This is a genomic window from Rhodoferax sp. (assembly GCF_018063565.1).
Lineage (GTDB): Bacteria > Pseudomonadota > Gammaproteobacteria > Burkholderiales > Burkholderiaceae_C > Rhodoferax.
Genome location: NZ_JAGPBB010000038.1, coordinates 23,556 through 36,860, shown reverse-complemented (window position 1 = coordinate 36,860; position 13,305 = coordinate 23,556). Strand labels below are relative to the sequence as shown.

Below are 13,305 nucleotides of genomic sequence, written 5' to 3'. Positions count from 1 at the left end.
GCAGCTTGAAGGTCTGCAAACCCTCTGCGATACTCCTCCGACTCGGCTGTCCGCAGTGGCACGCTGAGTACCGTGTATCTCAGCTTGTCCGGGCTAAGAACTTACACCACGTCTTGGGACACAACCAATCTAAACGTTTTTTTTCGCTTGTCATATATTTCGCTAATTCGATCAAAAGCTTTGATTAAGTTATCGCGAAAGTGATTTAGCTTAATTTCTCTTGATAGCGAAAGCTTTCTTAGAGTGTCTACGCTATATAGATAGGTGGTTGTGTCTTTGTGGGTAGAGTAAAAAGAGTGCAACCAAAGTGCAAGCTGACTTGTTCGCAGTTCTGTGAGGATGTCACTGTCAAGATATGTAACTCGGTCTAACTCAAAGAACATCGCTGTATTTCGGTTCAATCCTATGCGTAGTTCTCCTGATTCAGCGATATATGCTGATCCCAGTAGGCTACCATAGAAACAAAACTTCTTTGTTTTGATGATGAGGACACCTGAAACCAGTCTCTTTAAACGCTCTTTCACCAATAAACGGTTTTGCCCGTTGTCGCTGAGTCCAGCAATCTCCAGCATTTCATAAAGTGACGTCGCGTAGGTATTCCCAAGTTCTCGATTTCTGAACGCATGCAGGACTGCCAAATAAGTAATTCGGTCATATTGATCTAATTCTTCACCTGTGTAACAGATATCAACTCCCCCAACAGATGCCATTACCTTTTCATGATAATAGACGCGAGTGCTTCCACCGTTAATACCAAACAACGCACACTGCAAGATGCTACAAGGAGTTGCACGCACAGCATCCGGCCAATGTCTTAGATATTTGTCATCCAAGTCCTCGCTTTGCGCTTGCTCTGCGAGTGCTGCCCATTTTTTCAAGTCAACAAGTTTGCTTAAAGAATAATCCTCTCGAAATTTTTGTTTAAATTCGGGATCATTCTGCGCCTGCGTTTCTAAGCTAGGTAGATCTGATAAACGTTTTCGACCCATATAACTCCACCGCTATCTTTGACAAACCTGAATTTACAGCGACTTGCGCTTCTCAATTTGACCAACTACAATTTGCTTTATATCGTGATCGGATTTACCAGCAATTCGAGCTGTGATGATTTCGTCGATTTCATAGTCAGGCCATGCACGCGATTTAGCACTAATGAGCACTCCAGGCGGCAGAATCCCGTCTTTAATACATGCAAAAACACTGGCATCAGACCGATAGCCGAACTTATTTTTAATCTCTGGTAAACGAATGAGCTTCATGTAAATACTCTAAGTAAATAATCATGGAGTAAATTTACAGCTTTTACCGCCCGAGTACCAAGGTATAGCAGCTTCGGCGTTCTTGGCGCGTGTCGGCCAAACAACACGGCGCGGCGGCGGATATATGGCGGCGGCGGCGGCGGCGACTAAATCTTTGCTGTGAGAGTCACCCTAAACCACCAGTTTTGCCAATCCAGCCATTGCACGTTCTTGTAGCAAGTGCCCGTAATAACTCTCGATCATCGCAACGCTAGTGCCACTCATCGCCGCCACAGTCAGTAAATCAATATTGTGTAAGCTCACTAGATCAGTGATCACCGAATGCCTTAGCGTGTAAGCCGTCGCTGTAGTAGGCAGTCCAGCCGCCAGCGCAGCCAAGCGAAGTGGCTTTTTCCAAGTGTCTTTACTCCACGCTTTTCCATCTGCTCGCGTGAACAATGCAGCCTTTGGCAATTTATTTTTGCACTGTGCAGCAAAGAAATGCGCAGTTGCGATAGGTAGCGACAGCTTTCTATCTTTGCCTGCCTTATCTTTCCCGACCGTCAAGACACTTAATCGAGGATCAAAATTTGCTACAACAAGGGAAGCAACAGCACCGGGGCGCAAAGGCAATAACGACAATGCACGAATAAATAAAGCGATGTCTGGATCGGCATGTTCGATAAGCCTTGACCTTTGCGTTGCATCCACATACACATCTCGGCGTCCAGTTGCACCGGCAATTGGTTTTAGCTGTTTGCTCCAAGCACTATCACTTGATGCATATCCATCAGTCTTAGCGCGATTTAGTACCGCCCGAAAAACCGCGATATCCCGATTGATAGCTGAGGCTGACCTTGGCTTGGTCGGTTCCTTAGATTTGTCTTGTGGAATACAAAACGTCTTTTCAAGTCTGGTACGCCAGTCTTTAATTTGACCGACCGTTAGCTTGAGCATCTTTGTCTGCGCTAACCGTTGATCAGGCTCAATCCATCTTTTATAGCGTCCTTTTGCATCTTCGGCGCCGGCTGGCTTGAGCGTCTCAAAATAGCGGTTCCATGCTTGCTCGATTGTGATTTCCGCATGTGAGCCACCATGCTCTCGATGCTCAAACCAAACACGGGCGAGCTTCAAAGCTTCATCGTACCGTGATGCCCCGGCGATTCCATCGAGCGCCCCAATGCTATGGACCTGATATTTCCCATAGCCCGCAGTCGTTCTCGCGAGCCAAGCTCCAACGCTATCAGCAGTGACTTTGCGATAGCCCAAATAGCACCCCTGTTGAATCTTGGCCCAATACGGCGCATGCCGTGCCTTCAATGCTGCGCGTCCGGTTACAGTGTCTAATCTGAAAGCCATACAGGTGTCCAAACGGTGTCTAAAAAGTGTCTAAAAGGTGCGTATATTCTAGTGTATTTGCTTGGAGTTCATTTTGGATAAGTGGTTGATTTATATAGATTCTTGGAGTTGCTTGGAGGGTGAATCTTGGCATTCGCAATGCAGAGGTCGGGAGTTCGATCCTCCTCCTCTCCACCACCATACCAAAACCAGACGCTTCTCTGGCTTTTTTCCTGTGAAGTCGCCAATGTTTGCTAGATCGCCGGATCGGAGGCGACTCGCTACAACTGGTGGCCACGTTCAGCCATCGTGCAACTCGCTGTGCCTACCTGGATCGTTGCCTGCGGCTGTTGTGCAAGCTGTCAACGCTGTAAACCACCAGGGCCAGCCAGATCAGGTAAAACCCCAGGGCACGCGCCGGGTCAAAGACTTCACCATAAAGCCACACGCCCAGCAGCATTTGCAGGCTGGGCGAGATGTATTGCAGGATGCCCAACGTGGCCATGGGAATGCGGCGTGCGCCCGTGGCAAACAGCAGCAGGGGTATGGCGGTGAGCGGCCCGCCCAGCAGCAGCCAGCCCAAGGTGGCGACGTTGCCCTGCACCAGCGCGCCCTCCCCGTGCCAGGACCACCACGCCAACATGCCCACGGCAATTGGCGCCAACAACAGGGTTTCAAGGGTCAGGCCCTCGAGCGCACCAAGCGTGGCCACCTTGCGCAGCAGGCCATAAATGCCAAAAGTGGCCGCCAACACCAGTGCTATCCATGGCAGCCGCCCCGCCTGTAGCGTGAGCCACACCACGCCAGCAGCAGCCACGGCCACCGCCAGCCACTGCAATGGACGCGGGCGCTCGTGCAAAAAGACAAAACCAAACCCCACGTTGACCAGCGGCAAAATGAAGTAGCCCAGACTGGCATCGACCACCTGAGCGTTGTGCACCGCCCACACATATACCGACCAGTTGGCCGACAACAACAAGGCAGAAAGCGCAAATGCTGCCAACACCCGTGGCTGGCGCGCCACCTCTCCCAGCCATACCCAACGCTTGAGAAACGCCAGCACGAGCATCAAGAATACCAGCGACCACACCATGCGGTGCATCACCACCTCCAACGCGTTGACATGGCCGAGCTGCTTGAAAAAGGCCGGCAACAAACCCCAGAAGGTGTAAGCCAACGCAGCATAAAGCACACCTGAATTCAATTTGAAACGGCAATCATGGTTGAGGGTTCTGACGGGTAGGGCAAGTGGCTGAGTCAAGGAATCTGTCTCGCTTCACAATAGCTCACTATGCCACGCCTCATGCAAGCCACCAATCTGATCATGGTCACTGCGACGCATTTCAACCCTGACTTAGGTTCGCGAACCGACAGTCCATCAGCGGTAGCCCACAGCGCTGGTGGTCTTGGGTGTGGGTACATTCAGGCTATGGGCAATTTTGCCGTTCAAGCTTATCCATGACAGATCCCATTCACTTTTACGAACCGTGCCATGGCCATGGTCTGGCGCATGACCCTTTCAATGCCATCGTCGGCCCTCGCCCGATCGGCTGGATATCAACTTGCAATGCGACTGGCTTGAACAATCTGGCGCCCTACAGTTTTTTCAATGCGTTCAACTACACGCCACCCATCATCGGCTTCGCCAGCATCGGCCATAAAGACACCCTTCGCAATATTGAGGAGACCGGTGAGTTCGCCTGGAATCTGGTCACCCAGCCATTGGCCCAGGCCATGAACCAATCCTGTGCCAACGTCGCCCCTGATGTCAGTGAATTCGCCTTGGCAGGACTAACACCCGTTCCTTCGAGGTTGATCAAGGCGCCACGAGTACAGCAGAGCCCGGTGTCTTTCGAGTGCCGTTGTACACAAATCGTGCAGCTTCAAACCGCAAAGGGAGGCAAAGTGCCGACTTGGCTGATATTGGGCGAAGTGGTGGCCGTACACATTGCCCGTCGCTTGATCAAAGATGGGGGGTACGACACCGCCACTGCCGATCACATCTTGCGGGGTGGCGGCCCGGCCGACTATTTCACGATTGGCCCTGCACAATTATTCAAGATGACACGTCCCGCCTGAGGACTCGCGTTGCCCGAATGGAGCTGAAAACGCCAAACACACTTTCAAGCAGGAACCTTCGCTCATGACAATTGAACTGACCAAGGAAGCACGCCAGCAACTCATCACATCGATTGAGCGCTATTACCTTGAAGAACGGGACGAGAAAATTGGCAACATCGCCGCCGCTGCGCTGTTGGGCTTTTTTCTGCAAGAGCTGGGACCGGTGGTCTACAACCAGGCCGTCTCGGATGTGCAGGAACGCCTACAGTTGCGTGTCTCCGAACTTGACATTGAGGTCCACGAAGACGAGTATCAGTACTGGCGCAAGAAAGACCCAAAGACCAGGCGCTAAGGCGGCAGTGCCATCGTGGCGCGCAGTCCCTGTTCAGGTCAGTTGCTCAGACTGCACGTGCCACCTGGTGGACCCCCCGATGTTGCCCATTCCTGACTGTTTCGAGGAGCCGTTTCATGACCCGTCTGACCGCACAAGACTTCCAGCCTGAAGTGCTTCAGCTATTTGACCGCTACGTCCATGGCGACATCAGCCGCCGCGGTTTTCTGGATCTTGCCGCCGGTATCGCCGGCTCGGGAGCGGCAGCAGCCGGCCTGCTGGCTGCACTGAGCCCTCAGTTCGCACAAGCGCAACAAGTGCCGCCTGACGATTCGCGACTTCAAACCAGCTATCAGACATTCGAGTCACCGCTGGGCAATAACCGCATCCGTGCCTACCTGGCCAGACCAGCGGGCAGCAACACCAAACTCCCTGCCATTCTGGTGATTCACGAAAACCGGGGGTTGAATCCACACATTGAAGACATCACACGCCGCCTGGCACTGGACGGATTTCTCGCTTGCGCGCCGGACGCGCTGAGCTCACTCGGGGGTTATCCCGGCGATGAAGACAAGGCGCGCGCCCTGTTTGCCAAACTGGATGGCAGCAAAACAGCCCAGGACTTTTTGGCGGTCACACGTGCCTTGCTGACCCACCCGCACAGCACCGGCAAAGTCGGCGCGGTGGGCTTTTGCTATGGAGGTGGCGTGGCCAATATGCTGGCAACCCGGGTTCCGGAGTTACTGGCAGCGGTTCCCTTTTATGGCGTACACCCGGCGCTGCAAGAGGTCCCCAACATCAGGGCTGCCCTGTTGATTCACTACGCCGGTGCGGACGAGCGCATCAATGCCGGGTGGCCCGGTTACGAAGCCGCCCTGAAAGCAGCAGGGAAACCCTTTGAGGCTTTCGTTTATGCCGGTGTTCAGCATGGGTTCAACAACGACACCACGCCCCGCTACGACGTCGAGGCGGCCAAACTCGCCTGGCAGCGCACGACCGCATTTTTCAAGACAAGGTTGGTTTAGCCACAGCATCTGCCGGGCGACCCTTTGGCGGAAACTGCCAGGGATCCGGTGGCAGCCGCTACCGAGCAGGCTACAAACGGCTGGCAGCGAATTCCTGCACCCGCTGGGCGGTATCGGCGTCGGCAAAACAGGCCATCGCCGCCTGTTGCTCCAGCTCCAGTGCCCCGGCGAGTTGATGCTGCAACTGGCTGTTGAGCAGGCGTTTGAGTCTGCCGGTGGCAGTGGCTGAGCGTGATGCCACCTGTTGCGCCAAGTGGACGGCTTCTTGCAGCATCACTTCGGCACCAACCACGCGATTGACCAGTCCAAGCTCGCGCAGGCGCTGGGCACCCTGGCGCTCACCCAGCACCATCAGTTCCATCGTGCGTTGGTGCCCCAGTGTCTGCGGCAGTAAATGGGTCACCCCACCGGTCACAAAATGCCCCAGGGCCATCTCAGGAAAAAAGCACACCAGACTGTCGGCCGCCACCACCATATCGCAATTGAGAACCCACTCGAAGCCGCCGCCCACCGCATAACCGTGCACCGCGCCAATGACCACCTTGGGACCAAACATGATGTCACGGGTGATCTGCTGGATGCGGTCGCAATGCTGGGCGATGGAAGCCGGGCTTTGTGCCTGCTGTTCAAATTCCTTGAGGTCGTCACCGGCGCAGAAGGCCCGCCCGGCACCGGTGAGCACGATGGCCCTGGTGGTCGGGTCGTTTTGCGCCTGGACCAGGGCATCGTGCAGATCCAGCAGCAAGGCGCCACCGATGGCGTTGAGGCGTTGCGGCCGATTCAAGGTGACGATGCTGACCGGACCCTGAACCTCGTGCAGTGCAAAATTCATGACAACTCCTTGACGTTGATGATCGACGTTGGGGTGCTTTCGGGGCGTTTTTCGCTGTCCCACTTTTCGGCGCTCTGAAACTCCTGCTGAAGCCGGAACTTTTCGACCTTGTCGGTCGGCGTCTTGGGTAATTGCGCCATCCAACGAAGGTAGCGCGGCAACATGAAACGCGCCATCCGCGAAGCACAAAAATCCAGCAGCTCGGCGGGGGCCAACACGGCGTTGGGCCGCAACACAACGCAGGCCATCACCTCTTCTTCGGTCATCTCGCTGGGCACACCCATGACTGCACATTCCAGCACATCCGGATGGGTTTCAATCACCATTTCCACCTCCGCCGCCGAGATGTTCTCACCACGCCGGCGCACAATGTCTTTGCGTCGACCGACAAAATACAAGAAACCATCGGCGTCTCGCTTGAGCACGTCACCCGTGTGAAACCACAAATTGCGAAAAGCCAACAAGGTTTCCTGCGGCATGGCGTAGTAGCCTTGCATGATCAAATCCGGCTCCAGCGGGCGAATCACCAGTTCACCCGGCTCACCCACGGGAACCTCAAATCCATCTGCATCCAGCAAAGCCACGTCGAAGGGGCCGATCGGTTTGCCGCAGGAGCCCGGACGACGGGGCTCATCCTGCGGTGTGAAGATCATGCTGCCAGCCTCGGTCAACCCGTACAGCTCGACCAACTGGCAGCCAAAGCGTGATTCGAATTCGGCTGCCCAGGCCGGCAAGGGTACACCCCAACCCAGCCGTGCGTGATGGTTGCGGTCTTGCGGCGAAGGTGCCTGTTTCCACAGCATGGTGATGGTGGCACCCATGAAGTCAAAGACCGTTGCCTTGAGCTCGCGCATCTCCTGCCAATAGCGTGAGACACTGAACTTCTCGCCGATTGCCGCCACACCGCGCAGCAACAGCGCTGGCGCAATGGTCATCACGGCAGCGTCAAGATGGAACATCGGATAGGGGCAATACAGAACATCGTCGGCTCGCAAACCGAGCCCAAGAATGGTCAATTGCGCCTGGGCCAGGACAAAGCGGTGGGAAATCATGGCCGCTTTGGATCGACCCGTGGTCCCCGACGTGTACAACAGCAGGCACAACTCGGAGAAGTGGATATCTGGCTGTGGCAGGGTCTCGGCGTTCGGAGCCACTGCGCGCAGACTGTCAAAGCTCAGACCATTCGCCGTCGTATCGACCCCGACCAGCACCGTTGTCTCAATGTTGGCAAGTGTGGCAGCGACTTCGCGCAGTGCCTCCACCAGCGAGACATGCACCACGATCAAGCGGCTTTCCACCAAATTCAGGGCGTTGGCCAACACCTGCCCACGAAAAGAGGTGTTGACCGGTGCCGCGACCGCACCAAGTTTCGCCAAGGCAAACCACAACACGGCAAATTCGATGCAATTGGGCAGCATCAGGCTCACGTGCTGACCGCGCCGCACCCCTTGCGCATGTAAACCGGCGGCAACCCGATCGGTTTCGGCATCGACTTGCCCATAGGTCCACTCCCCACCCATCATGCGAATGAAGGGTCGCTCGGGCTGCTCGACCGCGGCGCGGCGCAACTCGGCAGCCAACGATGGCGCCAGGTCAGGAAACGCCTTGCTGACAGAACTCGATGGCATGGATGGTTTTCTCCTTTATTTTGGGTCGGGCTGTGGCCTCACTGACGGCCCCCATCCGAGGCGCCCGATCAAGGGCAATCGCAGCGCTGGCGGATTGAGGTCCACCCCAAAATTCAAACCCAGCACATTCAGTTCCAGGCCCTCCTGCACCCCCACACTCGCGCCGAGCAGGCCCAATAGGCTGAACTGCAGACCCGAACCCGACGACGAGATACCAATCGGGTCGGTAATGGGCCGGTAGTCTTTGCCGATCGCGTTGGCCGGCAAATCCAGTTGCAATGCCTTGACCTCGCGCCCGATATGGGCCAGGAATGTATTGCTGTTGGGACCGGGGTAACTGCGGTACTGCCTGGCGTAGGGGTAACTGGCCACCGCCGCTTCGATCGCATCAATCATGGTTTCGACCTCGACACCCTGGTGATCCACCAGAAGCTTGGGAGTCGAACCGTACCAAAGGCCGTCAGGAACAGCGTAGTCGCGCTGAACCACGTCCGGTGCACGCCAGCCCACAACGTCGTAGCGGGTGTAAACGGATTCACCACGGCGCTTGAAAATGATCCAGGGATGCACTGCAAAATGGCCGCGCCAGCCGTAAGTCGGTGCGGCATACACCTGGACGATGGCAATGCTCGACAACGCTACTGGGTCCGGTGCGATTCCTGCGGAGTGTCTGGGTGCTGTCGCCCAGCTTCCACGCGGTGTTTCGGGAGCGAACGCTGTATCCTGCGCGCAGGCAAGCGGCGCAGCCAAGATCACAAGAGCCATACAACCGTGACGCATCAGCGGCGCGAACTGATGATGATCCCGCCAACAATCAGCGCAAATGCCACCGCATGGTAGGTTCGCGGGACCTCGCCCAACACCGCAGCTGACAGCACGGCCGCGAACAATGGGGTCAGGTTGACAAAAAAGCCGGCCACCTGCGGTCCGGCCTGTGACACGCCGCGACCCCAGCAAAAGTAAGCCAGCAGCGACGGGCCAATGGCCACATAGGCCAATGCGCTGAGCAGTGGCCAGCCCCATGACACCTGCAAGTCGGGTACCAGCGCCCACTCCGCGCCAGTAAACAATGCTGACCACAAGATGCCCGGCACCACCTGCGCCAGCAGCCACGCCGCCCAATCGGTACGCAGTGCCGCCGGATCCACCTGGTTCACTTGCGGCTTGATGAGCAGCCAGCTGTACCATGCCCAAGTGGCGGTGGCCAGCAGCATCAGCATATCCCCGGGCACCAGGCGAAGGCTGCCCAGTTGGGCCAATTCACCCCGGCTCAGCACCGTCAGTACACCACTGGTTGACAACGCCACGCCCCACCACTGGTGACGGGAAATGGCGGCACCAAAAAAGAGTCGCCCCAGCCCCAACATAAAAATGGGCATGCTCGAGCCCACCAGCGTCACGTTCAGCGGGGTGGAGGACTTCAACGCCATGTATAGCAGGGCGTTGTAACTGCCCATCCCCAGCAGCCCTAGCAAAGCCATGCGTCGCCAATGGGTCCACAACGGGCTGTCTCGTCGCAACACCCAGGTTGCCAATGGCAGCAACAACGCAAACCCGGCCAGCCAGCGCAGCAGGTTAAAGGTGATCGGCGGCACCAGACCGACCATCATCCGTCCGACCACCGCGTTGCCCGCCCACAGCAGCGGGGGCAGGGTCAAAAGCAGGGCGGTGCGTACGGACAGGTGTTGGGTCATGGAGGCTATCAACGGATGAACGCCAACTGTACGCGATTGGCCTCCCCCCGTGCGACGACAATGCCACTCTTTCCAGTCACTCTTTCGTTCCATGAACCGACACCTCTGGCTGCTGGCCATTTGCCAGGGACTTTTCCTGACCAACAACGTCACGTTCATCGCCATCAACGGATTGGTGGGTTTTAGCCTGGCACCGCTAGGCTGGATGGCCACCTTGCCGGTGATGGGTTACGTGGTAGGGGGTGCCCTGTCGACCGTGCTGGTGGCCAGGACGCAGCACCGGTTCGGCCGCAAGGCGTCATTTCAGCTCGGTCTGATGGTGGCGCTGGGCAGTGCACTGCTGTGCGCTTATGCAGCCGTGAGCAAAAACTTCTGGCTACTGTGTGCTGCCACGCTGGTGGCAGGCTATTACAACGCCAATGGCAATCTATACCGGTTTGCCGCCGCAGAACTGGCCGGCAGCGGTTTTCGCGAAAAGGCGGTATCGCTGGTCATGGCGGGCGGCCTGATCGGGGCCGTGCTCGGCCCCAATCTGGCCGCGCGCACCCGCACCCTGACTGAGGTGCCTTTTGTCGGCGCTTACATGGCTTTGGCAGGGGTTGCGTTGTTATCGATGCTGGTCCTGCATTTCATCCGCTTCCCGCCTTTGCCTCCCAAACAAGTTGCGGGTGATGGCCGCCCCTTAAGTCAGATCATGCGTCAGCCGGTGTTCATTGTGGCCGCGATCACTGGCGCCCTGGGTTTTGGTGTGATGAACCTGCTGATGGCGGCCACCCCGCTGGCGATGCAGCAGTGCAGCCTGCCCTTTAGTGACGCCGCGCTGGTGCTGGAGTGGCATGTGATTGGGATGTTTGCCCCAGGCTTTTTCACCGGGCATTTGATCAAGCGCTTTGGCGTACTGCCCATCATGGGCATTGGCGTGGCCCTCAACGCGTTGTGCATTGCCATTGCGCTCTCGGGCGTGGATTTGCATCAGTTCCTGATCGCGCTGTTTTTACTGGGGGTGGGCTGGAACTTCCTGTTCACTGGCAGCACCACCCTGTCTTTGCAGACCTACACCACGGCCGAGAAAGACCGGGCACAAGGCGCACTCAACTTCTTTGTCTTTGCCACCACCGCCTTGAGTTCGTTCAGTTCCGGTGTACTGGTCACCACCAGCGGCTGGCAGTGGCTCAATCTGGGGTCCATGATTCCGGTCGCGTGCACCGGTGCTGCCGTGTTGTGGCTAGCCAGGCGGGGCCCCACCGCCCGGGTATGATTTAAACCTGGCGGGGCGCCAGGATCACCCCGCGTTCCCCCAACAATGGAGACCCTTTTCATGCAACGACGCGAACTCATTCTCAGCGGTATTGCCGCTGCCTCCTTGCCTCTGCTGGCCACCGCCCAATCACTCGAAAAGTCCAAAGTCATTCTGGCGGTTGGTGGCAAAAATTTGCTCTACTACCTGCCACTGACAATCGCCGAGCAAATGGGTTACTTCAAGGCCGAGGGGCTGGATGTGACCATCGTGGACTTTGCCGGTGGTGCCAAAGCGCTGCAAGCAGTGGTGGGCGGCAGCGCCGATGTGGTCTCGGGTGCGTTTGAACACACCGTCAACATGCAGTTCAAAGGCCAGCCCATGCGCGCGTTTGTGTTGCAGGGTGCCACACCCCAAATCGTGCTGGGCGTCAGTCCCAAGACCCTGCCCAACTTCAAGTCCATTGCCGACCTGAAGGGCAAAAAAGTGGGCGTATCCGCCCCGGGCAGCTCAACCAATGTGGTGGTGAACTTTCTGCTGGCCAAGGCAGGGCTCAAGCCCAGCGATGTCAGCATCGTTGGCGTGGGCACCGGCAGCGGTGCGGTGGCGGCCATGCGCTCGGGGCAGATCGACGCGATGAGCAATCTTGACCCGGTCATCACCTTGCTGCTGCGCTCGGGCGACCTGAAAATCGTCTCAGATACGCGCCTGCCTGCCGAGAGTGAAAAAGTGTTTGGCGGCCCCATGCCCGCTGGCTGCCTGTATGCGCCACAACCGTTCATCGACAAAAATCCCAACACCGTGCAAGCACTCACCAACGCCATGGTGCGTGCGAGCAAGTGGATCCAGACTGCGGGTGCTGCCGAGATCATCAAGGCCGTCCCAGAGAGCTACCTTTTGGGCGACCGCGCGGTTTATATTGACGCCTTCCTGGCCGCCAAGGGCTCGCTTTCGCCGGACGGCATGATTCCGGAAAAAGGCGCGCAAACGGCCTTCAAGGCATTGGCCAGCGTGGACGACAAGCTCGCTGCTGCCAAGCTGGACCTGAGCGCGGTTTACACCAACAACTTTGTCAAGAAGGCCAACGCCAAATACCCCAAGGGTTGAGATGACGCCTGCGTTGCAGCTGCAGGGCGTGGCCTGCACCTTCACCGACCGACACAACCCGCGCCAGCGCTATACCGCCGTCAAGGACGTCAGTCTGACCGTGGGCGCGGGTGAGTTTGTCAGCGTTGTCGGGCCCACCGGTTGCGGCAAGAGCACGCTGCTGAACGTCGGTGCCGGCCTGTTGGCACCCAGCACCGGCACAGTGACGGTATTTGGTGAACCGCTGCAGGGAATCAACCGACGCGCGGGCTACATGTTTCAGGCCGAGAGTCTGATGCCGTGGCGCACCGCCCTGGGCAATGTGATGGCCGGGCTGGAATTTCATCGTGTGCCCGAACGCGATGCTTGTGTACAGGCCGACGAATGGCTGCGCCGCGTGGGTCTGGGCGGTTTTGGTGACCGCTACCCGCACCAGATGAGCGGTGGCATGCGCAAGCGGGTCAGCCTGGCGCAGACACTGGTGCTCGACCCTGACATCATTTTGATGGACGAGCCGTTTTCAGCGCTGGACATCCAGACCCGGCAACTGATGGAAAACGAATTGCTCGCGTTGTGGCAAGCCAAAAAGAAGGCCGTGTTGTTCATCACGCATGACCTGGACGAAGCCATTGCCATGAGCGACCGCGTGGTGGTGCTGAGCGCCGGGCCAGGCAGCCACCCGATTGGGGAATTCAGCATCGACATCGAGCGCCCACGCGATGTGGCCGAGGTCAAGATGACACCGCGCTTTATCGACCTGCACAAAGCCATCTGGGCGGTGCTGCGCGAAGAGGTGCTCAAGGGCTACCAACAACAACTGGAGGCGGTGTAGGCG

14 protein-coding genes are annotated in these 13,305 nt (G+C 57.3%); 6 read left to right on the top strand and 8 right to left on the bottom strand.

Translation table 11 applies throughout. From position 1 onward, the window contains the following. Positions 1–101: 101 nt before the first annotated feature. The 4 genes from trfA to rarD all read right to left on the bottom strand — a co-directional run bounded on the left by trfA (position 102) and on the right by rarD (position 3,780). Positions 102–989 carry a plasmid replication initiator TrfA gene (gene trfA / locus KBF66_RS10615; protein WP_296656177.1) on the bottom strand — a complete coding sequence of 296 codons (888 nt, stop codon included), beginning with the start codon at positions 987–989 and terminating at the stop codon, positions 102–104. A 33-nt stretch (positions 990–1,022) separates the two neighbouring features. Continuing rightward, entirely contained in the window at positions 1,023–1,259 is a 237-nt protein-coding gene (locus KBF66_RS10610) for an AlpA family phage regulatory protein (protein ID WP_296656175.1), read from the bottom strand. Between the two features lie 171 nt (positions 1,260–1,430). Further along, positions 1,431–2,597: a tyrosine-type recombinase/integrase gene (locus KBF66_RS10605; RefSeq protein WP_296656172.1), complete on the bottom strand. Its 1,167-nt coding sequence runs from the start codon at positions 2,595–2,597 to the stop codon at positions 1,431–1,433. 304 nt (positions 2,598–2,901) lie between these two features. Then, on the bottom strand, positions 2,902–3,780 hold the full coding sequence (gene rarD / locus KBF66_RS10600; protein ID WP_296656170.1) for an EamA family transporter RarD: 879 nt from the start codon (positions 3,778–3,780) through the stop codon (positions 2,902–2,904). Between the two features lie 254 nt (positions 3,781–4,034). On the opposite strand from rarD, the gene KBF66_RS10595 reads away from it, so the two are divergent. The 3 genes from KBF66_RS10595 to KBF66_RS10585 all read left to right on the top strand — a co-directional run bounded on the left by KBF66_RS10595 (position 4,035) and on the right by KBF66_RS10585 (position 5,993). Then, positions 4,035–4,655: a flavin reductase family protein gene (locus KBF66_RS10595; protein WP_296656167.1), complete on the top strand. Its 621-nt coding sequence runs from the start codon at positions 4,035–4,037 to the stop codon at positions 4,653–4,655. A gap of 64 nt (positions 4,656–4,719) precedes the next feature. Next, complete coding sequence (locus KBF66_RS10590) at positions 4,720–4,989, top strand: DUF2164 domain-containing protein (protein WP_296656165.1); 270 nt, start codon at positions 4,720–4,722, stop codon at positions 4,987–4,989. A 116-nt stretch (positions 4,990–5,105) separates the two neighbouring features. Continuing rightward, a complete protein-coding gene (locus KBF66_RS10585; protein WP_296656163.1) occupies positions 5,106–5,993 on the top strand; it encodes a dienelactone hydrolase family protein in 888 nt (295 codons plus the stop codon). Positions 5,994–6,063: 70 nt separating this feature from the next. Here KBF66_RS10585 and KBF66_RS10580 read toward each other — a convergent pair whose 3' ends face one another. From KBF66_RS10580 to KBF66_RS10565, 4 genes are all read right to left on the bottom strand, one after another. Further along, complete coding sequence (locus tag KBF66_RS10580; RefSeq protein WP_296656161.1) at positions 6,064–6,825, bottom strand: enoyl-CoA hydratase/isomerase family protein; 762 nt, start codon at positions 6,823–6,825, stop codon at positions 6,064–6,066. Further along, positions 6,822–8,453, bottom strand: a complete 1,632-nt coding sequence (locus KBF66_RS10575; RefSeq protein ID WP_296656159.1) for an AMP-binding protein — start codon at positions 8,451–8,453, stop codon at positions 6,822–6,824. The genes KBF66_RS10580 and KBF66_RS10575 overlap by 4 nt, the downstream gene beginning before the upstream one ends. A 15-nt stretch (positions 8,454–8,468) precedes the next feature. Next, positions 8,469–9,089 (bottom strand): DUF3750 domain-containing protein, encoded by a 621-nt coding sequence (locus tag KBF66_RS10570; protein WP_296656157.1) that lies wholly within the window; start codon positions 9,087–9,089, stop codon positions 8,469–8,471. 143 nt (positions 9,090–9,232) lie between these two features. Beyond that, positions 9,233–10,147, bottom strand: coding sequence for a DMT family transporter (locus tag KBF66_RS10565; RefSeq protein ID WP_296656156.1), 915 nt, complete (start codon positions 10,145–10,147; stop codon positions 9,233–9,235). A gap of 91 nt (positions 10,148–10,238) precedes the next feature. Between KBF66_RS10565 and KBF66_RS10560 the strand changes: the two genes are divergently transcribed. From KBF66_RS10560 to KBF66_RS10550, 3 genes are read left to right on the top strand one after another with little or no spacing between them, the layout of a single operon-like run. Then, positions 10,239–11,405, top strand: a complete 1,167-nt coding sequence (locus tag KBF66_RS10560) for an MFS transporter (RefSeq protein ID WP_296656154.1) — start codon at positions 10,239–10,241, stop codon at positions 11,403–11,405. 60 nt (positions 11,406–11,465) lie between these two features. After that, positions 11,466–12,491: an ABC transporter substrate-binding protein gene (locus tag KBF66_RS10555; RefSeq protein WP_296656151.1), complete on the top strand. Its 1,026-nt coding sequence runs from the start codon at positions 11,466–11,468 to the stop codon at positions 12,489–12,491. A 1-nt stretch (position 12,492) separates the two neighbouring features. Continuing rightward, positions 12,493–13,302, top strand: coding sequence for an ABC transporter ATP-binding protein (locus tag KBF66_RS10550; protein ID WP_296656149.1), 810 nt, complete (start codon positions 12,493–12,495; stop codon positions 13,300–13,302). The last annotated feature ends 3 nt before the right edge of the window (positions 13,303–13,305 follow it).